Consider the following 25,274-nt stretch of genomic DNA (forward strand, 5'->3'; position numbering starts at 1 on the left):
AGTGTAGTCGTAGTGTCTCGTTAGGATCTTCTATTCATTGCCTAGGCAATGAATAGAAGATCCTAACGAACTCATACTTCAGAAGACGCATAATACTTATATAAGTGGTTATTTATACAGAGTGAATAACTCCAAACAATCTTTTAAATAAAATAATTACTATTAACTGGCTTTCATTTCTTCAAAATACAGTGGTTTGGCTGGTTTCAAAGGATTGAGTAAGTTAAAGCTGATTAGAATACGTTGTTTCAAATTTCTGAAATTCCTATACCCATAACCTGATCGTTTGATATTTTTAATTTTATTATTCATTCCTTCAATGGGTCCATTGGATAAATTATAAATAAAGGCTCTTTCAATGGCTTCTATGTACTTTTCTAATGTAGTTAAAGCTGTTCGTATTTTTTGAGGATACGTGTTTCCTTTTGCTTCATTAAGTATTGCTTGAAAACGATCAAACCGCCGGTTTTTCAGAGCCCATTTTAATTGATTGACGATTTCATAGCTTTTTCTAAGTCTTGGACTAATACTTAATAAGTACTCAACCATGATATATTCACTAACCATCCCTTCATAAAGACGATGGGTAAAAAAGTCCTCATAATTCAAGTCGGGTTCATTTTTTAAAACTAATTTCCATTGTTGTTTTAATTTTCGATAGTCACGTGGTCGAATGTACCGATTTTTTTTCATTTCTTCAATTCGTATTTGATTTAAAGCTCGATTCAATAATTGAACGATATGAAACCGATCAATAATTATTTCTGCTTGAGGAAAACAATCCTTAATAACTTGAAGATAAGGAGAATACATATCTATTGTGACAGTTTTTACCTGAAACCTGGCCTTTAAAGAATAACGCATAAAATAGTCAGTTAAATAGCCTTGTTGTCTATTTTCAACGATATCAACGGGTTTATGTGTTCTGGCATCAATAAAGAGTAAACTCATTGCTCCACTCACATTTTTAACCGATTTAAATTCATCTAGAGAAAGATGTTCAGGCAAGTTGGAGTAATCAGTTTTTGAGTATCCATCTATGGTTTTCAATTGTCTTAATACTGTATGAGAAGAGACATTTAGATGTTTTCCAATAAGAGACATCGCTTGTGTTTCAGCTAATTCCATTGAAATAGTTGACTTAATAATGTTTGAAATATAACAGTTACGGTTCACCAAGTTTGTTTCAGCTATAAACGTTTCCCCACAATGTCGACACAAAAATCGTTGCTTTTTGAGTTTTAATAAAACAGGTTTGAAATTGATATTCGTCAGTTTGATTGTAGATGTTTTCGTTCCATTTTTAACGATGTCCTCCGTTGAATGATTGACTACTCCACATTTTACACATCCTTTAGGCTTGTAAGTTAGCTTCCCAAAATAAACCAAATGGTTTTGTCCTTTAATTTTCTCTTCGGTTAGTTTCTTTTCAAAAGTAATGTTTTTATCTTTAATTCCTAATGTTTTTCGTATAATATATGTATGGGTCATGTGAATCCTCCTATGTTTTGTCTGATAACTTAATTATAGGGGTTCCTGGCCCTTTTTTCATTTAAAAAATAAAAAAAGGTGCCAATGAATCAAAATTGATCCATCAACACCATAAATTATAGAGCCTATAAATCTTATTCTTTTATTCTTTTTATTTTATTAGGAGTTTATTAACTCCAGTCTTCTTCACCGTTTTCCCCATACCAATCAAAGTGGTAAGTCCCTGCTTTATCCACTCGTTCATAAGTGTGCGCACCAAAGTAATCCCGTTGCGCTTGAATGATATTAGCTGGTAATCGTTCAGAACGATAAGAATCATAATAAGAAATTGCGGAAGAAAATGCAGGAATGGGTACACCCGCTTGAACTGATAAAGAGACGATATCTCGAACAGATTGTTGATATTTTTTAGAAATATCATTAAAGTAATCATCTAATAATAAGTTTGCTAGGTTTGGATCTCGGTCATAAGCATTCGTTATATTTTGCAAGAAACGAGCACGAATAATACAACCTGCACGCCAAATTTTAGCAATTTCTCCATACTGTAAATTCCAATCATATTCTTTAGAAGCCATTCTCATTTGCGAGAAACCTTGAGCATAGCTCATAAGTTTGCTGAAGTATAAAGCTTCACGTAATTCTTCAATCACTTCTTCTTTATTGATGTTTAAATCTTTTTTCTCTGGCTTAGAAAGGACTTTACTGGCCGCAACACGCTCATCTTTAAGTGCGGAGATATAGCGAGCGAATACTGCTTCTGTAATAAGAGGTAGAGGTGTTCCTAAATCAAGTGCACTTTGGGAAGTCCATTTTCCTGTTCCCTTATTTCCAGCACGATCTAAAATGATATCAACTACATGCTTTCCTGTTTCAGGATCTTTTTTCGTTAAAGCATCAGCCGTTAGTTCAATTAAGAAACTGTCTAATTCCCCTTCATTCCATTCTTTGAAAATAGCAGCTATTTCATCATTGGAAAGATCTAGGAGGTTACGCATAATATGATACGTTTCAGCAATTAATTGCATATCACCATATTCGATTCCGTTGTGAACCATTTTTACATAATGTCCAGCGCCATTTGGTCCAATATAGGTAACGGTTGGTTCACCATCTGCGGGCGCTTTTGCAGCAATTTGTTCTAAAATAGGAGCGACTAAATTATACGCTTCTTTTTGGCCTCCTGGCATAATGGATGGGCCTAAAAGAGCCCCTTCTTCTCCACCAGATACTCCGGTTCCAATAAAATAAACACCTGATTCTTCAAGTTCTTCATTCCGGCGCATGGTATCTTGATAGAATGTGTTTCCTCCATCAATCAATACATCCCCTTTATCTAAGAAAGGTAAAACTTGTTGGATGACTGCATCTGTTCCAGGTCCTGCTTGAACCATTAAAATAATTCTTCTTGGTTTTTCTAAGGAATTTACAAATTCTTCTACTGTCGTTTCTAAATGTAAATTTTTATCGGGATGTTCTTCAATCACTGCCTCAGCTTTTGAAGTGGTTCTATTGTAAATGGAGACAGAATAACCTCTACTTTCAATATTTAATGCAAGGTTTTTCCCCATAACTGCCATACCCATAACGCCAATTTGTTGTTTACTCAAAATATTCTCTCCTTCACTTTTATTTTCTCTTTAATCATAACAAATAATGGATTATTTAAAAAGATTTTCTCATCTTACTTGACATCAATTTCTTCCTCACTTACAATTTTATAGAATAGAAAAGGTGAAAAATATGTCTAAAAATAACAAACAAAATAAATTAGCAAAATCCCTAATCATCTTAGTCGTTATTGCAATGTTAGTTCCAGTGTTATCTGTCGTTTTCAGTCTTCTTTAAAAACAAGAGAATAGGCTACTTATCTGTGCATGATTTAGAATGAATAGCAGATAGTAGCTTATTTTATTTGTCATTTTAAAGGCTTTTAGCATTTTTTCTTAGTTCTTCTGCAGCTTGTACAGCTGCTTTTGTCGTTTCACTTCCGGATAACATTCGGGCCAATTCTTCTACGCGATCGTTCTCGGAAAGAATACTGGCTTCTGTTGTTGTTCGATCATCAAGTGTTTCTTTTCTTACATATAAATGGTTATTCGCTATTGCAGCCACTTGTGGTAGATGTGTAATACATAGAACTTGTGAATACAAAGAAATTGAATAAATTTTTTCTGCAATGGCTTGTGCCACTCGCCCACTTACTCCTGTATCAATTTCATCAAAAATAATACTGGTAATTCCTTGAGCTTGAGCAAAGATTGTTTTCATCGCTAACATCATCCGCGAAAGCTCGCCACCAGAGGCAATACGTGTTAAAGGCTTAAGAGGTTCACCGGGATTGGTAGAAATATAAAACTCGATAGCATCAAGACCTGTTTTATTTGCAGAATCCACAGATAATTCATCGAGTTTCTTTTTAAATTCTACAACAAAAACAACCTTATCCATATACAAAGCTTTTAATTGTTCATGAATCGCTTCTTCAAGCTTTTTTGCAACAGATCTTCTTTCCTTTGATAATTGTTTTCCTTTTAAATAAAGTTCCTCTTTTAAATCTTTTAATTGTTCAGCTAATTCAGTAACGGAGTGTGCTCCACCTTCAATTAAAGACAATTCTTCCATTGATTGATCATAATAATCTAGAATTTCTGGAATAGAATTCCCATATTTTCTTTTTAGCTGCTGGATAAGATTTAAGCGACTAGCTATTTCATTTAAACGATTCTCATCATATTCTTGTTGATCTAATTCCGTAAAAATTTCACTAGCCACTTCTTGTAATTGGTAAAATGAATTAGACAACGTTTCTGAAATACCTTCTAATGTCTGATCTACATCAGCTACATCTTTCATTTCATCCATCGCAATTCCAAGCATTTCTAGAGCACTTGGTTCTCCTTCTTGTAAAGCTTGATAACTCAAAGTTAGAGCTTCAGTAATCGTTTGGAAATTGGTGAGACGTCTTTCTTCCTCTTCTAACTCTTCTTCTTCATCCGGCATTAAGCTCGCTTCTTCAATTTCATTGGTTTGAAAACGTAAAATATCGATTTTTTGAGCGATTTCTTGTTCTTTCGCTTGCCACTCATTGTATCGCTTCAAGGTCTCTTTATATTTTTGATAGGCTATTTGATACTCATTTAAAAGATGAGTTACTTTTTCTTTTCCAAAATGATCCAATAAATAAATATGGTTTTCATGCTGCATTAGTTCTTGATGTTCATTCTGACCATGTATATCTATCAAAAAAGAACCAATATTTTTAAGTGTAGCAATAGTGACAATAGAACCATTGACACGGCAGATGCTTCGACCATTTTGATAAATTTCTCGTTGAATCACTAAGATGTCTGGATCGATCTCTATTTCTTCTTGTTTAAGAAGATGGTTTAAATCATTATTTTTAGGCATCGTAAAATGACCTTCCAATGTACATTTGTTTACCCCATGACGCACAAAATCAGCAGAACCACGTCCTCCGGATAACAAACTCACTGCATCAATAATAATCGATTTCCCAGCACCCGTTTCTCCAGTCAGTACGGTCATTCCATTATGAAAATTTAAAGAGATATCTTCAATAATTGCAAGATTATGAATATGCAACTCAAGTAACACGTTTTCCCTCCTAACAATTAAATTATTTTCTTTCTAATCATTTATGAATATTTTATTTTTCAAAGTTTTTTAATACATCATTAATCAAACGGTCAGTGTTCGATTGTTCAGGTCCTTCTTTTATAAAATAAGCTAAAAATTCTGTATTCCCTTTTGACCCTGTAATGGGAGATATAGTTAAATCTTGTAAAGCAAAGGACGAATCTTTAGCAATATCTATTATATATTCTAATACTTTTCGATAAACTAAAGGATCATGAATAATCCCGCCTACACCTACTTCTTCTTTTTCAGCTTCAAACTGAGGCTTGATTAACGCTACAACCTCACCATGTGCTTTTAAAATAGAAGATAAAGGCGGTAAAATAAGGTCTAAAGAGATGAACGAGACATCAATTGTCGCTAAATCAGGTACTCCATCCTGAAAGTCTTCTAAAACACTATGACGGAAATTCGTTTGTTCCATAACCACAACCTGTTCATGATTTCGTAATTCCCAAGCTAATTGGTTGGTCCCAACATCTAAAGCATAAACAAGTTTAGCCCCATTTTTTAGGGAAACATCCGTAAATCCTCCAGTAGAAGCGCCAATATCTAAAATAACTTTATTCCTTAAATCCAAATAAAAAGAATTAATGGCTTTTTCTAATTTAAGACCGCCACGGCTAACATATTTCTTATCTAACCCTTTAATATATAGCTCTGTATCAACAGACAGTTTTTCCCCCGCCGTTAATATTTTTACTTCTTTTTTAGTAAATACTTTACCTGCTAAAATATATCCTTGAGCTTCTTCTATTGATTCTATTAAATGTTGTTCAAGAAGTAACTCATCCACTCTTTTTTTCTTCACTTATTTATACTCCTCAAGTGATAATTGATGAACAAAACTAATTAGTAAATCTGTTTGAAATGGTTCATCCATTTCTGCAATAGAGAGAATAATCTGTTCTGCTTTTTTTAATCGCTGATTTAAGCGCAAAAAAGATTCCTCTATTCCTAACAAAGAAGGATAAGTACTTTTTTCAAGAGCAGCATCTGTCGCTACTCCCTTCCCTAATTCTTCTTCGCTAGCCACCACATCTAAAATATCATCTCGAATTTGATAGGCAATACCAATTTCGTTGGCTAAATTAGCTAATTTTTTTAAGATAGGTTCTGATTTCTTGGCAATGATTCCTCCTGAAACAGTGGCCATTTCTATTAAAGCACCTGTTTTACGAAAATGAATCCTTTCAATGTCTTCTATGGTCAGTCGTTTCTTTTCACCATCAATATCTGCTTGTTGGCCGCCGACCATCCCCTCATAGCCGGAAGTTTTAGCTAGCTTTTGAATTAAAGCAAGTTTAATTTCTGAAGCTAAATTCCCTTTAGTTAACACTTCAAAAGCAAGAGTGAGTAAAGCATCTCCAGCCAAAATTGCAGTCGCCTCATTAAATTGGATATGATTGGTAGGTTTCCCTCGCCTTAAATCATCATTATCCATAGCTGGCAAATCATCATGAATTAAGGAATAAGTGTGCACCATTTCCAAAGCAGCGGCTGCTTCATACCCACTTTTAATCGGTAGATGAAATGATTCTAAAACAGCTAGCAATAAAAGAGGACGTAATCTTTTTCCATTCGCATCTAGAGAATAATTCATTGCATCTTCTAAAGAAGTATTACTTTTATTTTCAATATGATTCAATAAATATGTATTAAAATCATTTAAATACTTTTCTGTAAATGCTTTAAATTCCATATGATTTCTCCATTTTCATTTGTCTATTCTTCTTCAAATAATTCTTCGTTACCTTCTTCAGTCACTACTTTAGCTAATGTTTTTTCAGCATCTTGTAATGTTTTCTTTAATTCCCGACTTAAGGTAATTCCTTCTTGAAATTTATCTAGTGCTTTTTCTAAAGGAATATCGCCTTGTTCTAATTGATTGACAATTTTTTCAAGGTCTACTAAAGATTCATCAAATGTTTTATCTTTTTCAGCCATTTAATTTCTCCTCTCTTCAAGCGTATCTTCTACGGTAGCTTTAACTTTCCCATCTGTTAATTGGATATCTATTGAATCCCCTTTATCTACATCATTTACAGAATAAATGATTGTTTCCTGGGATTCAACTACTGCATAACCTCTTGCTAAAATTTTCAAAGGCGAGAGATGTTCCAATCCTTGAATAGCTTGCATTAATCTAAAGTTCTTTTCTTTCAAATAATGGCTTAAAGCTGCTTGCAATTTCTGTGCAGCATAGTCTACGGCTGTTTTCTTTTCATAAACGAATGCTTTTAGAGGAAAGCTTTTTATCCGTTGTTCCATTAATTGAACCGTTTGTTTGGAATCTTTTAAATAAATTTGCATTTCACTAAGCAGTTTTGTCTCTAACTGGTCTACATTTTGTAAATATCCATCATAAAGCCTTGCCGGTTGTCTTAAAATGACTGAATCTGTGACCTTCGTTAATTGGCTCGTTAGATATTGTAACTTGGCATTAAAAGCCCGCACAAGTCGTTGTTCATACTCTTCAAGTCTCATTATTTCTTCAGATAGGACAGGAACAGCTAGCTCAGCTGCCGCTGTTGGTGTCGGTGCTCGCAGGTCAGCCACTAAATCAGTTAGTGTTGTGTCAGTCTCATGACCCACTGAAGAAATTATAGGTGTTTGCGCATTAGAAATCGCTCGAATGACCTTTTCTTCATTAAATGAAAACAAATCTTCAAACGATCCTCCACCTCGTCCAATAATAATAAGATCTATATTTCCCTTAGCTTCCGCTCGTTCAAGATTTTCAACAATTGAATCGGCAGATTGCTCACCTTGAACGACCGTTGGAAACAGGATCACTTCTGCAATCGGGAAACGTCTTTTAACTGTGGTTAATATATCTTGAATGACCGCTCCACTTCGACTCGTCACTACTCCGATTCGCTTAGGATATTTAGGGATGGGTTGTTTTAATGATTCATGAAATAAGCCTTCTTTTTCCAACTTTTCTTTAGTTTGTTCATAAGCTAAATATAACGCTCCGATTCCGTCAGGCTGCATGGAATCAATAATCAATTGATAATTACCACCTCGTTCATAAACCGATACTCGCCCAGAAACCATCACACTCATTCCATCTTCTGGATTAAATTTAATCCGGCGCGCTGCTCCAGCAAACAATACAACCGATATAATCGATTGTTCGTCTTTTAAATTGAAGTATTGATGTAATCCTGTTCTTCTAGGATTATAGTTTGAAATTTCTCCCTTAAGGTAAACTCTCTCAAGATAAGGATCATATTCAAATTTTCTAGCAATATATTTAGTTAATTGTGAGACGGTTAAATGTTTCTCCACAATGTTCCTCCTCTCCCACATACTTGATGCAATCAATTTTTCTAAAAAAAGAAAAAAGAAGCCATGGTTAGACTTCTTTTGTATCTAAAATTCCTTGAAGCACTCCATTAACAAATTTACTCGCATCATCATTATTAAATGACTTGGTGATCTCAATTGCTTCATTTATCACAATTCTTGGATCAATCTCTTCGTGAAAATACAATTCGTAAGCAGCAAGCCGTAAAATAAGTAGATTTGTAATCTCAATACGTTGAATAGACCAATTTTTTAATCGTTTTTCAAGTTGCTCATCTAAAAACTTTTGATTTTCTCGGACACCCGTCACTAAGTCGGTTAAATAAGCTAGATTTTCTTCAGCCATTTGATCATCAACGGCTTTGACAGGAAGAATTTGTTTAATTGCTTCTAAATCATCAATGTTTTCTTCCCCTTTATTTAAAGAGTAAGTCAGTGCATGTTTAATGGCTTGATCAGTAGTCATCCGGAAATTATTATTTAATTGAAATAAAGCTTGAAAAGCTTTTACTCGAATTGTACGTCTTACGGTCATCACTAGATTTCTTCTCCTAATTCTAAATCATTTGTGGTTAATACATCAATTGCGGTTGTTTCTTCAGGAATAATCCCTACAATATGAACATGAACTTCATCTAATTCGATTTCTGTCATATGGTATACTTGCTCTTTAACATTTTCTTGAATTTTTTGAGCCGTGTAAGGGACGTTTACCCCATAATTAAAATAACAATAAACATCAACCGATGTACCAAATTCATCTGCTTGAAGCGAGACGCCTCTTGTATGTTCGCTTCGACCAAAGATCGTTTTTAAATCACTTGTTAAATTTGCTCTCATTCCATAAACACCGTTTACTTCTAGAGTTGCAAAACCAACAATAACTTCTAAAACTTCAGTAGATATTTTAATCTCTCCAAATGGATTATTTCTATTTGAAGTCCCAATCATTGTATATCCCCCTTCATTAACACTCATTTATACTCGTGAGCTATATGTGCCGTCCTCTGTATTAACTTCCAATAGGTCTCCTTTATTTACAAACAATGGCACCGTAATTACTGCGCCCGTTTCTAGTGTTGCTGGCTTTGAGCCACCACTTTGCGTATCTCCACGAATACCAGGTTCTGTAGCAACTACTTCTAAATTCACTTTGGCTGGTAATTGAACCCCTATGACTTCTCCTTCATAGGTAATTACATCAACAACCATATTATCTTTAAGGAATTTTAATTCATCTTCAATTTGTGCAGTTGGAATCTCAATTTGTTCATAAGAAGTTGTATCCATAAACATATGCATTCCATCATTCTCATATAAATATTGCATGGTATTTTTATCAATATGTGCCGTCTCTACTTTTTCACCTGCACGGAAGGTAACATCTTGGTTAGCACCTGTACGTAGATTTTTTAATTTAGATCGTACAAAAGCTTGTCCTTTACCCGGTTTCACATGTTGGAATTCTACAACACGCCAGATACTATCATTATAAAGAATCGTTTGACCTCTTTTAAAATCATTCGATGAAATCATTTAATCACACTTTCGTCAATTATTTATTCGTTTTTTATTTTACCATGAATCTCTTCTTTTTACTAAAAGGATAAATGATAAACTAGAAACTATTTCTCTTTAGATATTTGGCTCTATAATGGTTAATTCTTTAGGAGAAGACATCAAATTATAGTTTCCATCTTTTGTAATGACTAAATCATCTTCTATTCGAACTCCACCAAGGCCTGGGATATAGATACCCGGTTCATTCGTAATGACATTATTTTCAACAAGTGCTTCTTCATTACGGAAACTAATTGCTGGTCCTTCATGAATTTCTAAGCCAATCCCATGTCCTGTCGTATGGCCGAAAGATTCTCCATAGCCATGCTCTGTAATGTAATCCCGAGCGACTGCATCTAACTCTGCTCCCGTCATACCCGCTTTAGCTACTTCTGCTACCTTTTTATTGGCTTGGTAGACAATTTCATATATTTCTTTTAATTGCTCACCTGGATCCCCTACTGCAAATGTTCGTGTCATATCTGAAACATAGCCTTTATAGTAACAACCAAAATCAATCGTTACCATATCGCCATTTTCAATAATTTTATCACTAGCCACTCCATGAGGCATTGCAGAACGAATACCACTTGCAACGATTGTATCAAAAGAAACTTCTGTTGCACCAAGTTTACGCATATAAAAATCAAGTTCATTAGCTACTTCTATTTCTGTAATTCCTGGTTTTACAAATCCTAAAATATAATCGAAACCTTTTTCAGCAATATTTACTGCTTCTTGAATAATTTCAATTTCATCTTCTGTTTTTACTTCACGTAGTTTTTCAACTAAGCCGGTCACTGGCTTTAATTCACAGTCAATAATTTCATTAATTTTAGTAAATGTAGCGTAAGTAATATTTGTATCTTCAAACCCTAAATTTTGAATATTATCTTTTTTAACAATTTTTGCGACCTCTTCATAAATAAGGCCTTCATTTTTGATAATTTCAAAACCTTGAGCTTGTGCTGCAGCTTGTTCTGTATATCTAAAATCTGTTATAAAGTATGCCTCTTCTTTTGTGATAACCACTAAGCCTGTCGTCCCCGTAAAATTTGCTAGGTATCTGACGTTATACATATTGGTTACTAATAAAGCATCTAAATCCAATTCTTCTAATTTTTCTCTTACATTGTCTACTCGTTTCATAATATTCACCTTTCTAACAATAACTTCATTAAATATTCATTAAGCTACTCTGTATTATAGCAAACTATACAACAGAAATATACCTTGGTGACATAAATTATGTAAACTGAAAAATGGTACTGAAGAAGAACTTTCACCTCCTCAGTACCATTGGTATAATTATTTATGATTTTTTATTCATTAATCTCCCTGTTGTTTTCCTCTAACGTTTTCTCCGTTTCTTCTAGATTATCATCTTTCACATTCGGCTCTATCTCAGTTTCTTCAATCGGTTCTTCTATTTTTTTCGGTTGAACTTTAACTTCTCTTGAAAAATTAGCCCCATTATTCAATGTAAGCAACAATTGATAGCTAACTTCAGATTTCTTTTTAATGAAAATATCACCAACCGAAGTTCGAATTTGCCCTCTTTCAGGAGGCTCATTCTCTTCTTCGAGATAAGTTTTTAATAACTCTTCCCCCATATTCATAGCACCTTTCGCTTTATAAGCTATCGAAAATTGTCGCAGTTGCATAATTTGATTGCCAGAAATCTTAATCATCGAATGGGAAAAGAGTCCTGAGAAAACTAAAAAGAATAAGGTGGAGATTAATAAATAACCTTTTTCTGATTTAAAGTCCGTTAATCTTCTATCTCTTCTATCTCTTCTTTTTCTTTTATCCAACTTTCCACCCAGATTCTGCCCGTATAATATTGATTATTTCTAAATTTAAAATTTAACGTTAACCAGCCGTTTTCTCTTGAAAAGTCTACTTTCTCTACCCCCGTTAACATCCGAATTTTTCCATTATTTTTATATTGAAGGAAAGTTCTTTTACTTCCACTATCTGGCTGTTTATAAACCACTGGAGTTAAACGATTCGTCTCTTCGTCCATTTCCTTAACTTCTAAATAATTTTCCCCAACGACTGGATCTATGCTTCCTTGTAAATAATTTTCTAATTGATTTAAAAATAGATGCCACTCAATTTGCCGATCTCCTACAACAGAATCTTGTGTTTCTTCATAAAATTGCGCATCAGAAACCATTTTTTGATTTATCGCATCTGCTTGTAAGAGACTACCCATTAATAACAATAAAATAGAAGCTGTCATCATCAATGCAACCATGGCTTCCAACAAAGTAAAGCCAGATTCACTTTTCAAATTCATAGCCATTAAGATAGACCTCAATCTTTTGATTTCCTTTTTCTACGGATAACTTATTTTCCTTTGATTCGATCGTGTACCCTTTATGTTTTCTTTCCATGGATTGTGTGCTTTTCCAATCGATCGACGTTTCATAAAAGATTCGGTTTAACTCTACTTCATCCTTAGCTTCTTGTCGAAGAATCATCCATCTGGCAATCATGGGGTATAACATTAGACTGATTGAGGCGATCATTCCTAAGGTAACTAAGCTTTCTAGTAACAAAAATCCTTGTTCAGTTTCTTTCTCGTATTTCAAAGCGACCACTTCCCATTAAATAAACCAATTCATATTCTCCTTTTGTAGTATGAATATAAATTCGATCTGATTTTGTAATATTTCCTGACCCTTTTTTAAATGCAAATTCTTTTATCGACGTTCCGCTTAAACGATAATAGGGATTATCTAGTTCCCATGTTTCTTTAAGGAATTCATTTTGTGCATTGGCATCCACTACACGAAATTTTATCACGTTATTTTGGGGATAAAATTGAATATCTGTCGTTTGATCATGCAAGATAGCATGTGTTTGCATGTTGGTAATTTTTGAAGTTAGCTCACGAAAAAATAAATCAATTTGTATGGTCTCTGTTACATTCTTAATTGATAAAACTGAAAATAATAATAAAGAAGAAGTAATCATTAAGACTAGTAAAGTTTCTAGTAAGGTAAAACCCTTCTCTTCTATTTTAATTTTTTTCCCATTCATTACTCAATCTTCTGTGAACGTTTGTAAGCATCTACCTGTTTTTCAGTTATCCATTGTTTATTCTTTAATTCTTCCAATAAAGCATCCCCTGAAAGATCTGTACTCGGATTTTCCATTTTGTAAAGTTCTATCTGAGTTTCCACTGTATTTACGACTGCTTTACTCGTTGTTTCATCTGTTGTCTTATTTACTTTGCTTACATTTGGAATAATTAATAAGAGTAAAGCAGCGATAATCATAATTACAATAGACATTTCTAACAAAGTAAAACCGGATTCATTTTTCAGTTTTTTAATTATTTTTCTCAATTTAAATTCCCTCCATTAATGAAAATATAGGTAGCATTAAAGATGCATAGATTGCGATAATCATTAGCGCAATAAAGCAGAAAATGACGGGTTGTATTTTACTCATTAATTTTTCCATTTTATTTGTTAATTCATTTTCACAATAGGATGCATAAACTAACATTTCTGTACTTAATTTCCCTAAACTTTCTCCATGTGTAATAACCATAATCGCTTCTTCATGAAAGAAAGGTAGACTTGCTAAAGCTTCATTGATTGATTGCCCTAACTGCATCTGTTGCGATAAGAGACTCCCTGTTTCTTGCAATAATCGTGACGCTCCTTCCTTTTGCATAATCAGAATTGCTTCTTGAAAACTACAACCATTTTTAAGTAATTCACCCCATTCTTGAAAAAAGAAAGCCGTCCAATAATCTTTTAAATAGCTTCCTAAAAATGGCAGTTTTATAAAGAATGTAATCCCATCAATCACCGTTCCTTTCTTTAATTTGTTATGAAGTCCTAAAACCCCTAAAGCTAATAATCCTAGACTTCCCAGAATAATTTGTGGCGAATAATAAATAAATTGGACAATCCAATTTGAATCTATCTCTGTTGTTGTATCAAAGCTTATAAATAATACTTCCATATGAGGTAAAATCAAAAAGCGCATCATTAAAAGCATTCCAAATAAAAAAGCAAGTAATAGTAAAGGATACGTTAATAGAGATTTTAATTTCTTTTTCTGATTCAACTCTTTTAATAATTGTTCGCCACATCGATTAATCGTTTGTCCATAATCTCCATAATGGGAAGCAAAATATATCTGTGCACAAACCTTTGTTGGAAAACCCAACTTTTCTAATTCTGAATGAAATGAATTCCCTAAAAGCATCCCCTTTTGAATTGAGACGACCCATTTTCCAGATATATCTTTTTCAATCTTTGATAAAAAAACAAGTGCATCTTTCATCGAGTAGCCCTCTTCAAGTAAAGCCCCTATTCGCTTTAAAAAGACGCCTTTCTCATTCGGCCTTTCACGGGATGTAATACTGATAATAAGTTTCTTCAGAAATAAATCCATACACTAACACCTTCCTTAACAATTGATTAAAGCTTCTTGGACGCTCAACTTTAAATTCTTTAACATTATCTATGCGCAGACTTTGGAATTCTTCACTCGTTAAAACGTCATATAAAGCAGCTCTCTTACTATTAATTGGATGGTGTGTGCAATAAATTTGGCAATTATCTTCACATAGTCCACAGTAAATCGGCACTAATTTTTGAAAGACGATGGCGAGGATTGTTTGCTGCAACATTTCTAAAGAAACCTCTAATTCATTCATACGGGCTATAACTCCTTCCGCATTTTTCGCATGAATGCTGGCAATAATCAAATGTCCTGTTAAAGCTCCACGTATCGCCATTCGCGCAGTCTCTTCATCGCGTATTTCACCAACGATAATGATATCTGGGTGATGCCTCAAACTTGCTTTCAATGAATTTTCATAGGTGTTTCCTGCTTTCTCATTCACTTGAATTTGTAAGAAATTATCCTCTTTAATTTCCACGGGATCCTCTATAGAAATAACCTGCATTTTCGATTGTTTCATTCGATTCCTTACAAGTTCATACATGGTTGTTGTTTTTCCTGAGTTGACGGGTCCAGAAAATAAAATCAAACCACTTTTGTATTGAATAAGTCGTTGCATCATCTCCAACTCTTGGGGTAATAAGGTGCTCTTTTCTAAAACCATTTCTGTTTGGATTTCTAATAAACGAATGACCAACGACTCTTGGCCTTGAAAATTAGCAATCGTCGATAATCTTAAATCTTGAAATTCATTTTTTGAAAATTCATAAGATAAAGAGCCACTCTGCGGTCTCCTCCGTTCTCCCACATCTAAATTCGCTAAATACTTAAAATAAGAGACGATTCGATTTCCTTCTTCTATACTTATAGAATATTGCCGTTCCATTCTTCCATTTAATCGAAAATATATCCCATATATATTTTTGTTTGGAAGAATATGTATATCACTAGTTCCATATTCTCTTGCATTATGAATTAAAAATTTTGTGAATTCTTCAATGACCATCTTATCCACCTCATTCATTTATTTGCTCACTAAAAAAGGGGCCTATATATATAATTAGCCAAAAAAGTCGATTTTCTCGAAATTATTTTAAAATAGTTCATTTTTCTTCGTTTTTTCTTAAAATGACCGTATTTTTCCTTTTTTACAGGTTTTTCAAACCGTTGAGGGAGAATTTTGAAATAGATTTAATTTTTTACTTCTTTCAATATAAAAAGATGCTCATGAAATAGAATAAAATTCGTGAGCACCTAAAATGAATTGTTTATTAAAAAAGCTGAAACCTGGAAAGATCCCAGATTTCAGCTTTTTTATTTTATTTAGTAAGGCTTCATTTACATTTCTGCATTATGATAAACATCATTTACATCATCATTATCTTCTAAAGCATCAATGAGACCTAAAAAGGTTTCTTTTGATTCATCATCTAATGGAACAAACATAGTAGGTACCATAGTTAATTCTGCTTGAGCTAATTCGAAATCAACTTCTAAGGCATCTCTTACTTGCGCAAAATCAGAACCTGCCGTATAAATTTCAAAAACTTCATCCGATGTTTCTAGATCTTCTGCTCCAGCTTCTAATGCACTTAATAACATGGTATCTTCATCAATATCTAAGTTTTCACGTTCAATGGCAATATAACCTTTACGATTAAATAAATAATTAACAGAACCTTTTTCACCAAGAGATCCACCATTTCGATCAAAAGCTACTCGGACGGTTGAACTTGTACGGTTAGTATTATCTGTTAATGTTTCGACTAAAACAGCCACGCCATTGGGGCCATATCCCTCATATACAATTTCATGATAATTTGCACTTTCGCTAGGATCTGTTGCACGCTTAATGGCACGATCTACGTTGTCATTTGGCATATTGTTTGCTTTCGCTTTATCCATTGCTAAACGCAAAGCTGAATTGGTTTCTGGATCTGGTCCACCATCTTTAGCGGCTTGATAGATTTCTTTTACAAGTTTTTGGAATATTTTTCCACGTTTTTTATCTTGTACGCCTTTTCGTTCTTTAATATTATTCCATTTTGAATGTCCTGCCATCTTTTCACTTCCCTTAAATCTAATTATCCTCACAGACAATACTATTATAACAGACTTTAACGACTTTTTGAATAGGGTGTGAACATTAAGGATATTTTATACACTTAAAATTCTTCGAGGTGTTCTTCCTCATGTTCGGCTAACAAGTCTTTTCGATAATTATCCATATTTTTTTGGAATACAGCCTGCGTAGTAGGAGGAGTATACGTTATGGCATTTGCTCCGGCTTCAATCGTTGCGATAATGTGTTCATCTTTTTTTCCGCCAGTTGCGATAATTGGGATATCTGGATACAATGCACGAACATGTTTTACAATTTTGGTGGTATCTTTTGCACCACTAATATTTAAAATAGATACACCAGCTTCTATATATTCATCGAGGTCTTGATAATCAGAAATCACTGTATAAATAATTGGAATATCAATAGCGTCATTTACGGCTTTGACTGTGTCTATTCCTGCTGCTGCATTTAAAACAACCGCCATACAACCATAGGCATCTGCAAATTGGGCAATAACACCAGAACGAGGTCCTTGTGTAACCCCACCCCCTACTCCAGCAGCCAGGGGTGCTGGCGAAACTAATGTCAATGCTTTTATAATTGAAGGATGCGGTGTATAAGGATAGACGGCTAAAACCGCATCTGCATCTGTATACATAATGGTCGCTACATCCGACGAAAATAAGAAAGATTTATATCTCCTTCCGTTAATAATAATTCCTGAGGCTCTTCGGATAGCATCTGGTGTCAAAATTAATTCCGTACGAAATTTTGATTGAATACTCGGTCTGATTTTATCATGTTTTGGTCCCATAGTATCCCTCCTATATTTTTCTTTCAGTCATTTTAACAAGAATAACTCATAATATATATATAAATTTAATGAACATCTTAATAATATTCTTTGAAACTTTATTGAATAATCTTCTTTTTGGTTAAAAACCATGCCATACCAACACCTGTGATCGCCCCAGCTGTATCTAAAATAACGTCTACCATTAATCCTGTTCGTCCTGGATTAAAACTTTGGCGTAACTCATCAAAGGAAGCATAACCGATACAAAGCAATATTGATAGAAGAATCGTCAGCCACTCTTCTCGAATTCTCTTTTTTAAACCTAAAACCCAGAAAAATCCTAGTGCAAAATAACTAAAAAAATGTGCGCCTTTTCGAATAAAAAATTCAATAAAAGAAAAATAACCTAAATTCTGAATGGAAATTACTTTTCCACCATATTGAAACTGAAAGCGAGTTAGAAAGGTTTCCAGAGGTTTCCCTCCCATAAAAACTTCCAATGTAGGCTGCAAACTTTGGGTTTCGGCCGTCATAGAAGAGCTCCAATACAATAATCCCATAATGAAAAAGGGTAAGAGTAAATAAATATGATCTTTTGTTGTTAATTTCTTTTGCATTTAATCATCCTATACTTCATTTAGTTTCTTTTCTATTTTAACTGAGATTATTCGTATTTTAAATCTTTTTTCGTTAGAATAAGTAATATTAAAAGAAAATGAAAGAAAGGAAGCATTATATGAATTATAAAAACACGTGGGATATGGAGAGTGTCTTCGCTGGAGGAAGCGATTCACCAGCGTTTCATGAAAAGATTTCAAATCTCCAAGAGAAATTAAAAAAATTTGATAGATTAGTAAATGATTGGAATAGTCAAGAGGATGCTCCAGATTATAAACAATTAGAAATTATTTTATCTGAACGCGAAACTTTAGAAAAAGGAATTGGGGAGACCCGAACTTTTATTTCTGGTTTATCATCAGCAGATGTCAATGACACCGCTGCTCGTACAAACTTAAATATCGTAACCCAACTATCTACAAAATTATCAAACAGTCTGGTCGTTTTTCAAAAGAAAATCACAGACATTTCAGATGAAGCTTTTAAACATTTACTAGAACAAAAAACTTTTAAGCAAAGTGCCTTTCCCTTAAATGAAATAAGAGAACAAGCTCAAAAACTATTATCTACGGAAGAAGAAGAATTACTAAATAATCTTTCCGTCGATGGTTTTCAAGGCTGGGGAACTATGTACAATGAGTTGGTAGCTGCCATTGAAGTTCCTTTTGAAGAAGCAGGAGAAATAACTAGCTATTCAGCCGGACAAGCAGAAAACAAAATGAATGCTGAAAAAGATTCCAAAAAACGTTCAGAAATGCTTGAATCTTGGGAAAATGCTTGGGCAGAGAAAGCCGACCTTTTTGCCAACACCTTAAACCATTTAGCTGGTTTTCGTTTAAGCAAATACGAAGCTCATGAAATTTTAGATTATATGGAACCTCCTTTAGAATATAACCGAATGGAAAGTGACACATTAAATGCTATGTGGGATACGATTTCGGCGAATAAAGGAAAAATCGTTGATTATTTTGAGCGTAAAGCTAAATTATTGGATTTAAAAAAATTAAGTTGGTTGGACGTAACAGCTGCTGTCAATGTTGGAGACTTTGAAGAAAAAGAATATACCTTTACAGAAGCTGCAGATTTTATTATGGAAAACTTTGAATCATTTAGTCCTAAAATGGCTCAATTAGCCGAGCAAGCGTTCGAAGAACAGTGGATAGAAGCTGAAGATCGTCCTGGAAAAAGACCTGGAGGCTATTGTGCAAATCTTCCTGAATCTAAACAATCTCGAATTTTCATGACCTTCTCAGGCAGTTCCGATAACGTCTCTACTCTAGCCCATGAATTGGGTCATGCTTTCCATAGTTCCGTTTTGCGAGACTTACCTATCTTAAATCAAAAATATGCGATGAACGTTGCCGAAACAGCCTCTACCTTTGCTGAACTTATTGTTTCTGATGCAACGATTGAAAATGCGAATTCGGAAGCTGAAAAAATTAGTTTGTTGGATGAAAAAATATCTCGTAGTGCTACAATGATGATGAATATTCATGCTCGTTATCTTTTTGAAAGAATCTTTCACGAAGAAAGACAAAAAGGAATTGTCTCTGCAAAACGACTTTCTGAACTTATGCTAGACGCACAAAAAGAAGCTTATAAAGATGCCTTAGAGACTTATCATCCAATGTTTTGGGCAGCTAAATTACATTTTTATAATACAGGGGTTCCTTTCTACAATTTTCCTTATACTTTTGGTTACTTCTTTAGTTTGGGGATTTATGCACGTGCACTTGAAACGGATGGTTCTTTTGAAGAGGAATACATTGCTCTACTTAGAGATACAGCTAGCATGTCTACAGAAGATCTTGCCCAAAAACATTTACAAGTTGATTTAAGAAAATCAGACTTCTGGCAAGAAGCGATTGATCGTACACATGAAGATATTGATGAATTTTTAGAGCTTACAGAAAAATATGTTTAATTGACTTTTTAGTAAAAAATGAAGAAAGAGGATACCGTCTAAATTCGGTATCCTCTTTCTTCTTGATTATATTTATATTTTTGCAAATGAAAAAGTCTTCCTGACAGACAGGGAGACTTTTTTAAATTTAAATATTAATAACGGCCATATCCAATTAAAGGAGAACCATATTTACTAAAGCTACTTACAGTCGTATAAGCAACTCCTGTAGAGGTTTGTGCTCCTATGAAACGACCATTTCCTACATAAATTCCAACGTGTGAAACGGAACCTCTTCCAAAGAATACTAGGTCTCCGGGTTGTGGGTTTGAAACTTTTGTTGCCCCAGCGTATTGTGCTGAAGATCCTGCCGGAATAGATTTATTTGATTGTGCAAAGACATATTTAGTAAAACCAGAACAATCAAAACCATTTGGCGTTTTCCCACCCCATACATAAGGGATTCCCACATAATTACCAGCAATCGATAAAACATTACCAGAAGCTGCTGGAGGTGTCGTTTCAGGTTTTGGCTGTGGTTTAGGTTTTGGTTTAGGTTTTGACTCAGGCTTAGGTGTTGACTGTGTTGGTGCTGATTGTGTAGGTGTTGTAGAGCCTTGAGTATTTCCGCCACCATTATTCGTATTAGTAGATGTTTCTTCCGAAGCAGGTTGACTGTTCGGTGTAGAACCACCGTTTGAACTTTCACGGTTCGATGAAGCAGGTGCTACAGAGGCAGTTGCTACTTCCGTAGTTGTAGTCTCTTCCACTACTTCCTCGGTTACTTCTTCTTGACGAGCACGCTCTTCTTCTGCTTCTTGGGCTGCAGCACGAGCAATTTCTCGTTCATTTTGAATATTATTTACTCGTTTTAATGCTTCATTTCTTTCTGTGATTAAGCTTTCTTTATCTGCAGAAGCGGTACTACGTTCTATTTCTAATTGAACAACTAAAGCTTCTTGAGAAGCTTTTTGACTTTCAAGTTGAGCAGATGCTTGTTCTAACTCTCCTGCTATCGCATTTTGTTGAACGATTTTTTGTTCTGTTTCTTTTGTTTTTTGGTCCACTTGTTCTTTATCTTTGATTTGGTCTTCCATCATATTATTACTTGATTGAATAATATTAGTTACTACATCAATTCGTGCAAAGATATCTGTCAAAGATTCAGATTCTAATATGTACTCAAGATACGATACTGAATTTCCACTCACTTGAATTTTTCGAGCTTGCTCTTCTAATTTGTCTTCACGACGAGCTATATTTTCTTCTAATTTTTCAATTTCTTCTTGCAATTGATTCATTTCAGTTTTTGATAATTCAAGATTATTCATAGCTTCTGTTAAAAGTGACTCTTTTTTTTGAATTTCATTCTCTAAGCTAGTTAAAGCGGCTTGTGTATTATTTTTTTCATTGGTTAATTGACTAATAATTTCATTTAATTCATTCGCTGCTTGTTCATTTTGTGCAGCAGTTTGCTGTGCTTCATCGAGTTGTGTGTCAAATTCGTCTGCAAAAACTGGTGCAGCGCCCATTAGTGAAGTGCTTAATACTGTAGCTGATAATAAGGATATAAATAATTTTTTCTTCACAAAAGTACCTCCAAATTGTACCACCAATTTCATATTTACCGATTAATCGGTAGGTCTGAAAGTATAATACCATTTGAATGTTATCTCTGTGTATCATACACATTACAAAAAATAGGTTTTCTTGTAATATTTCGCTTGTTTTTCTTAAACATTCTCATTTAACAATTTTATGAATAAAACCTCAGCCTATGTTCTATTTTGTGCATAACAATTGCATTCTTAGGTATTAATAAGTAGGCTAGTTAAAAGTGAATCTTTTACAAAATTAGGAGGCATTTTAATGGCTAAAATACTTATAACAGGTGCTACAGGGACAATCGGTTTGGAGTTAACAAAACATCTGGTCCATCAACATGAGTTAACCGTCGTTGGTCGTGACTTTTCTGATTTCCCTGATGATTTAAAAAAACAAGTAAATATTGAGAAGAAAGATTTAGTCGATGAAAAAAATTGGACCGGTCTTTTAGATGATATTGAATATGTCATTCAGCTAGCTGGACAAGCTGATGCGGAAGCTGAATTTTATGGGGATCTATTGGAATTGAATTATAAATTGCCCCATAATTTATATGCAGAAGCTAAAAAATCTAAAAAGTTAAAAAGAATCATTTTTGCAAGTTCTATCCATGCCGTGGATGCTTATCCTGAATATGTTCAGGTTAAAGCAACAGATCCTGTACGACCGGCCGATTTATATGGGGTCTCTAAGGTTTATCTAGAAGGTTTGGCTTCGTATTATGCGTATACTCATGGAATGGAATCGATTGGTATTCGTATTGCTGATTATAAAGCTAGTGATGAGGAATTAGCTAAAGATGCAGACAAAAATGGAATGGCCATGTTTTTATCTAAACGCGATATGAATCATTTGATCGATTGCTGTTTAGAAGCAGAACTTAAAGAACCATTTCTAATCATAAACGGCATTTCAAAAAACTCCTTCCCTCGTCTCTCTTATGAAGAAGCCCATGTTCAATTAGGTTATGAACCTCAAGACGATGCGTTTGAGATGAATGAGATCTTTAAGTCCAGATAAATAATCCCCTATTCAAATTTGTTAAGACCCAATATTCAATGGTCCATCCATTTTTGCTAAAAAAATGACTATTTGCTATAATTAAAAATCATTATGGTAAAAATAAATTATATAGTGATAAAGATATAAAAAATCTGATCTGGAGGTGCCATTGATGAGTTCAGATAAAAAAGATAATTTTTTCAATAATAAAAAATTGAAAAAACTAGGTAAGAAATTTAGTGACTACTTTGATATTATTTATAGAGTATTTAAAGCATTCTTTGGATTCATTGTTTTGATTTTAATTGTAGTAGCATTTTTAGGTGGTGGTGCGGCTCTTGGATATTTTGCTTCCTTAGTTGAAGATATTTCAGAACCCACTCATGTAGAAATGGAAACACAAATAAATGATTACAATCGAAAATCCACACTCTTTTATGTGGATAATTCGAAAATTAGTGATTTACGTACAGATTTAATTCGGTCTCCTGTTGAATTAGAAAATATTTCCCCTCTAGTTCTCGATGCTATTATCGCTACAGAAGACAGAAACTTTTCTATCCATAAAGGGATTGTTCCTAAAGCTTTAGTACGTGCCGCCGCTCAAGAATTATTAAGTGCTCAATCGGTCACAGGAGGTTCTACTCTTACCCAACAGTTGATTAAACAACAAATATTGAGTAGCGAAGTGACTCACTCACGTAAAGCTATCGAAATTTTATACGCTCTACATTTAGAAAATAATTTTGACAAAGAAGAAATTTTAGAAGCTTATATGAATGTTTCTCCTTTTGGAAGAAATAATCTAGGGCAAAATATTGCCGGTGTTGAAGAAGGCGCTCAGGGATTATTTGGAGTTTCAGCGTCAGAGGTTAATTTACCTCAAGCCGCCTATTTAGCCGGACTTCCACAAAGCCCTATTTCATACAGCCCTTATACTCAACAAGGTGACATTAAAGAGGATTTATCTTCTGGAATTAATCGACAACATGAAGTTCTTTATAGTATGTTTCAAGAAGGATATATTAATAAAGAAGATTATGAAGCAGCACGTGATTATGATATAGTTGCTGACTTTTTGAAAAAATCCGATGAGGACGAGAAAAACCCATCACATTCTTATGAATATGATCTTGTTGAAAGTGAAGGACGAAGTATTCTTATCAATTTGATGCTTGAAGAAGATGGAATCACAAATGAACAACTCGCGGATAATCCTGATCTTAAAGAGGATTACTTTGAAAAAGCAGACTTTGAAATGAGAAATAATGGCTATAAAATCTATAGTACGCTCGACCCTACTCTACACCGAGCCATTCAACAACGTGTAACAGAAACACAAGATCAATTTGGTTCGACCCAAACAATGTCTTATACAGACGATGATGGCGAAACACAAACCATCGAATACCCGACACAAGTAGCTGGAACCCTTACTGAAAACACAACAGGGAAAGTGCTCGCTTTTGTTGGTGGTCGAGACTATGAATATTCCGAATTTAATATTGCTTTTAACTCACGCCGTAGTTCAGGTTCTGTTATTAAACCTTTAATGACCTATGGCCCTGCTCTAGCTGAGCATTTTATTACACCGGCAACTGTCATTCCGGATACTGAATTAATTGTTCCAGATGGGACATCAGGAACGCATAGTATAAGTAACGTTGGTCGGACAACCAATGATTGGCGCGATGCAAGATATTGGTTGCAAATGTCTCAAAACATTCCTAATACAAAGATTTACTTAGGCATGTTAGAGAAAAATATAAACCCAGCAAAATATATTCGTGCAATGGGTATTGGACCAGAAGCAATCAGTGATGATGATTTCTCTTATCCATCAGCGTCATTAGGTGGTTTTAACTCAGGACCTACTGCAACAGAATTAGCAGGTGCCTACGCTGCCATTGGAAATAAAGGAGTCTTTAACGAACCTTACGTCATTGAAAAAATTGAAAATGGAGAAGGCGAAGTTGTCTTTGAACACGAACCGAATCCAACTCGTGTTTGGTCGGAAACAACAAATTATTTACTATATGACATGTTAAGAGATGTTACAACACAAGGAACCGGGAGAGCTTCTTCACAATACTTGAATTTTAACGCTGATTTAGCTTCTAAAACCGGGACAACTAACGAAACAGTCGATGTGTGGTATGCAGGGGTTACTCCTGGTGTATCCTTAGTCACTTGGATGGGTTACGATAATCAAAAACTAAGCCTTCAAAACTTTGGTGGTCTAACTCCTGCTCAAAGAAATATTCGTAATTGGTCGAATATTATGAATGTAGTTTACAATTTAAAACCAGATCTCTTAAAAGTAAATGACCGTATGAATCCTCCAGATGATAACAGCATCGTCAGTGAGTCTGTGCTTGCTTCTACAGGAATGAAGTCTGGAAAAGTTTCTTTACCAAATAATCGTACCGTGCAAATATCTGGAAGTACAAAAACTGAAATTTTTGATCGCGACAATGTACCGGGTACTACAACGTATGACTTTTCTATTGGTGCTAAATCTTCTGAATTAAACAGTTTTTGGAATAACCACTCCAATAGCCAAAAGAAAGAAAGCAATAAAAAAGAAGAGAAGAAAAAAGAAAAAGACAAAAAAGAAGACGAGAAAAAGAAAGAAAAAGAAGAAAAAAAGAAAGAGTCAGAAACCGACAAAAAAGAAGAGAAAGAAAAGGAAAAAGAAGAGAAGAATAACTCAGATGATGACGATAAAGCGGATGATTCTGAAGAAAAAGAAGATAAAGAAGACGAAGGAGACTCTGAAGAAAATAACTCAGATTCCGAAGATGATGAATAAACCTTACTATTCATACACA

Annotated in this window: 25 protein-coding genes; 3 read left to right on the forward strand and 22 right to left on the reverse strand. The window is 34.2% G+C overall.

What is annotated here, in order from left to right:
* Nucleotides 1-162 precede the first annotated feature (162 nt).
* The 21 genes from BUB96_RS02345 to BUB96_RS02445 form a co-directional block, all read right to left on the reverse strand.
* On the reverse strand, nucleotides 163-1,491 hold the full coding sequence (locus tag BUB96_RS02345) for an ISL3 family transposase (RefSeq protein ID WP_073295774.1): 1,329 nt from the start codon (nucleotides 1,489-1,491) through the stop codon (nucleotides 163-165).
* 170 nt (nucleotides 1,492-1,661) lie between these two features.
* Nucleotides 1,662-3,101, reverse strand: a complete 1,440-nt coding sequence (gene gndA, locus BUB96_RS02350) for an NADP-dependent phosphogluconate dehydrogenase (RefSeq protein WP_073295778.1) — start codon at nucleotides 3,099-3,101, stop codon at nucleotides 1,662-1,664.
* A 313-nt stretch (nucleotides 3,102-3,414) separates the two neighbouring features.
* Nucleotides 3,415-5,109, reverse strand: a complete 1,695-nt coding sequence (gene recN, locus BUB96_RS02355; protein ID WP_073295781.1) for a DNA repair protein RecN — start codon at nucleotides 5,107-5,109, stop codon at nucleotides 3,415-3,417.
* Between the two features lie 52 nt (nucleotides 5,110-5,161).
* Nucleotides 5,162-5,962, reverse strand: a complete 801-nt coding sequence (locus BUB96_RS02360; RefSeq protein WP_073295784.1) for a TlyA family RNA methyltransferase — start codon at nucleotides 5,960-5,962, stop codon at nucleotides 5,162-5,164.
* Nucleotides 5,963-6,853, reverse strand: a complete 891-nt coding sequence (locus BUB96_RS02365) for a polyprenyl synthetase family protein (RefSeq protein ID WP_073295787.1) — start codon at nucleotides 6,851-6,853, stop codon at nucleotides 5,963-5,965.
* 23 nt (nucleotides 6,854-6,876) lie between these two features.
* The gene (locus BUB96_RS02370; RefSeq protein ID WP_073295790.1) at nucleotides 6,877-7,098 is read right to left on the reverse strand and encodes an exodeoxyribonuclease VII small subunit; all 222 of its coding nucleotides are present in this window, start codon (nucleotides 7,096-7,098) and stop codon (nucleotides 6,877-6,879) included.
* Complete coding sequence (gene xseA, locus BUB96_RS02375) at nucleotides 7,099-8,448, reverse strand: exodeoxyribonuclease VII large subunit (RefSeq protein ID WP_073295997.1); 1,350 nt, start codon at nucleotides 8,446-8,448, stop codon at nucleotides 7,099-7,101.
* A gap of 64 nt (nucleotides 8,449-8,512) precedes the next feature.
* Complete coding sequence (gene nusB / locus BUB96_RS02380) at nucleotides 8,513-8,998, reverse strand: transcription antitermination factor NusB (protein WP_073295794.1); 486 nt, start codon at nucleotides 8,996-8,998, stop codon at nucleotides 8,513-8,515.
* Nucleotides 8,999-9,000: 2 nt separating this feature from the next.
* On the reverse strand, nucleotides 9,001-9,414 hold the full coding sequence (locus tag BUB96_RS02385) for an Asp23/Gls24 family envelope stress response protein (RefSeq protein ID WP_073295798.1): 414 nt from the start codon (nucleotides 9,412-9,414) through the stop codon (nucleotides 9,001-9,003).
* A 27-nt stretch (nucleotides 9,415-9,441) separates the two neighbouring features.
* Complete coding sequence (gene efp, locus BUB96_RS02390) at nucleotides 9,442-9,999, reverse strand: elongation factor P (protein ID WP_073295801.1); 558 nt, start codon at nucleotides 9,997-9,999, stop codon at nucleotides 9,442-9,444.
* Between the two features lie 99 nt (nucleotides 10,000-10,098).
* The gene (locus tag BUB96_RS02395; RefSeq protein ID WP_327020641.1) at nucleotides 10,099-11,175 is read right to left on the reverse strand and encodes an aminopeptidase P family protein; all 1,077 of its coding nucleotides are present in this window, start codon (nucleotides 11,173-11,175) and stop codon (nucleotides 10,099-10,101) included.
* A 170-nt stretch (nucleotides 11,176-11,345) separates the two neighbouring features.
* Nucleotides 11,346-11,837, reverse strand: coding sequence for a hypothetical protein (locus tag BUB96_RS02400; RefSeq protein ID WP_073295808.1), 492 nt, complete (start codon nucleotides 11,835-11,837; stop codon nucleotides 11,346-11,348).
* Nucleotides 11,795-12,331, reverse strand: coding sequence for a competence type IV pilus minor pilin ComGF (locus BUB96_RS02405; protein ID WP_073295811.1), 537 nt, complete (start codon nucleotides 12,329-12,331; stop codon nucleotides 11,795-11,797). Before BUB96_RS02405 ends, BUB96_RS02400 begins: the two co-directional genes overlap by 43 nt.
* Nucleotides 12,309-12,620: a hypothetical protein gene (locus tag BUB96_RS02410; protein WP_073295814.1), complete on the reverse strand. Its 312-nt coding sequence runs from the start codon at nucleotides 12,618-12,620 to the stop codon at nucleotides 12,309-12,311. The genes BUB96_RS02405 and BUB96_RS02410 overlap by 23 nt, the downstream gene beginning before the upstream one ends.
* A complete protein-coding gene (gene comGD, locus BUB96_RS02415; protein WP_073295817.1) occupies nucleotides 12,598-13,071 on the reverse strand; it encodes a competence type IV pilus minor pilin ComGD in 474 nt (157 codons plus the stop codon). The genes BUB96_RS02410 and comGD overlap by 23 nt, the downstream gene beginning before the upstream one ends.
* Nucleotides 13,071-13,379, reverse strand: coding sequence for a competence type IV pilus major pilin ComGC (gene comGC / locus BUB96_RS02420; protein WP_234945778.1), 309 nt, complete (start codon nucleotides 13,377-13,379; stop codon nucleotides 13,071-13,073). Before comGC ends, comGD begins: the two co-directional genes overlap by 1 nt.
* A gap of 1 nt (nucleotide 13,380) precedes the next feature.
* Nucleotides 13,381-14,442: a competence type IV pilus assembly protein ComGB gene (gene comGB / locus BUB96_RS02425; RefSeq protein WP_073295820.1), complete on the reverse strand. Its 1,062-nt coding sequence runs from the start codon at nucleotides 14,440-14,442 to the stop codon at nucleotides 13,381-13,383.
* Nucleotides 14,396-15,478, reverse strand: coding sequence for a competence type IV pilus ATPase ComGA (gene comGA / locus BUB96_RS02430; protein ID WP_234945779.1), 1,083 nt, complete (start codon nucleotides 15,476-15,478; stop codon nucleotides 14,396-14,398). The genes comGB and comGA overlap by 47 nt, the downstream gene beginning before the upstream one ends.
* 314 nt (nucleotides 15,479-15,792) lie before the next feature.
* Nucleotides 15,793-16,515 (reverse strand): YebC/PmpR family DNA-binding transcriptional regulator, encoded by a 723-nt coding sequence (locus BUB96_RS02435; protein WP_073295826.1) that lies wholly within the window; start codon nucleotides 16,513-16,515, stop codon nucleotides 15,793-15,795.
* Between the two features lie 104 nt (nucleotides 16,516-16,619).
* Nucleotides 16,620-17,333, reverse strand: a complete 714-nt coding sequence (locus BUB96_RS02440; protein WP_073295829.1) for a hydrolase — start codon at nucleotides 17,331-17,333, stop codon at nucleotides 16,620-16,622.
* Nucleotides 17,334-17,431: 98 nt separating this feature from the next.
* On the reverse strand, nucleotides 17,432-17,932 hold the full coding sequence (locus tag BUB96_RS02445; protein WP_073295832.1) for a VanZ family protein: 501 nt from the start codon (nucleotides 17,930-17,932) through the stop codon (nucleotides 17,432-17,434).
* 119 nt (nucleotides 17,933-18,051) lie between these two features.
* On the opposite strand from BUB96_RS02445, the gene BUB96_RS02450 reads away from it, so the two are divergent.
* Nucleotides 18,052-19,857, forward strand: a complete 1,806-nt coding sequence (locus BUB96_RS02450; RefSeq protein ID WP_073295835.1) for a M3 family oligoendopeptidase — start codon at nucleotides 18,052-18,054, stop codon at nucleotides 19,855-19,857.
* Nucleotides 19,858-19,991: 134 nt separating this feature from the next.
* On the opposite strand, the gene BUB96_RS02455 is transcribed toward BUB96_RS02450, so the two are convergent.
* Entirely contained in the window at nucleotides 19,992-21,425 is a 1,434-nt protein-coding gene (locus BUB96_RS02455) for a C40 family peptidase (RefSeq protein WP_073295838.1), read from the reverse strand.
* 280 nt (nucleotides 21,426-21,705) lie between these two features.
* Between BUB96_RS02455 and BUB96_RS02460 the strand changes: the two genes are divergently transcribed.
* Together BUB96_RS02460 and BUB96_RS10390 are read left to right on the forward strand one after the other, a co-directional pair.
* On the forward strand, nucleotides 21,706-22,461 hold the full coding sequence (locus BUB96_RS02460; protein ID WP_073295842.1) for an NAD-dependent epimerase/dehydratase family protein: 756 nt from the start codon (nucleotides 21,706-21,708) through the stop codon (nucleotides 22,459-22,461).
* Between the two features lie 154 nt (nucleotides 22,462-22,615).
* Complete coding sequence (locus BUB96_RS10390) at nucleotides 22,616-25,255, forward strand: transglycosylase domain-containing protein (RefSeq protein ID WP_084136730.1); 2,640 nt, start codon at nucleotides 22,616-22,618, stop codon at nucleotides 25,253-25,255.
* Nucleotides 25,256-25,274: the final 19 nt, after the last annotated feature.

Source organism: Atopostipes suicloacalis DSM 15692 (assembly GCF_900129085.1).
Taxonomy (GTDB): Bacteria; Bacillota; Bacilli; order Lactobacillales; family Carnobacteriaceae_A; genus Atopostipes; species Atopostipes suicloacalis.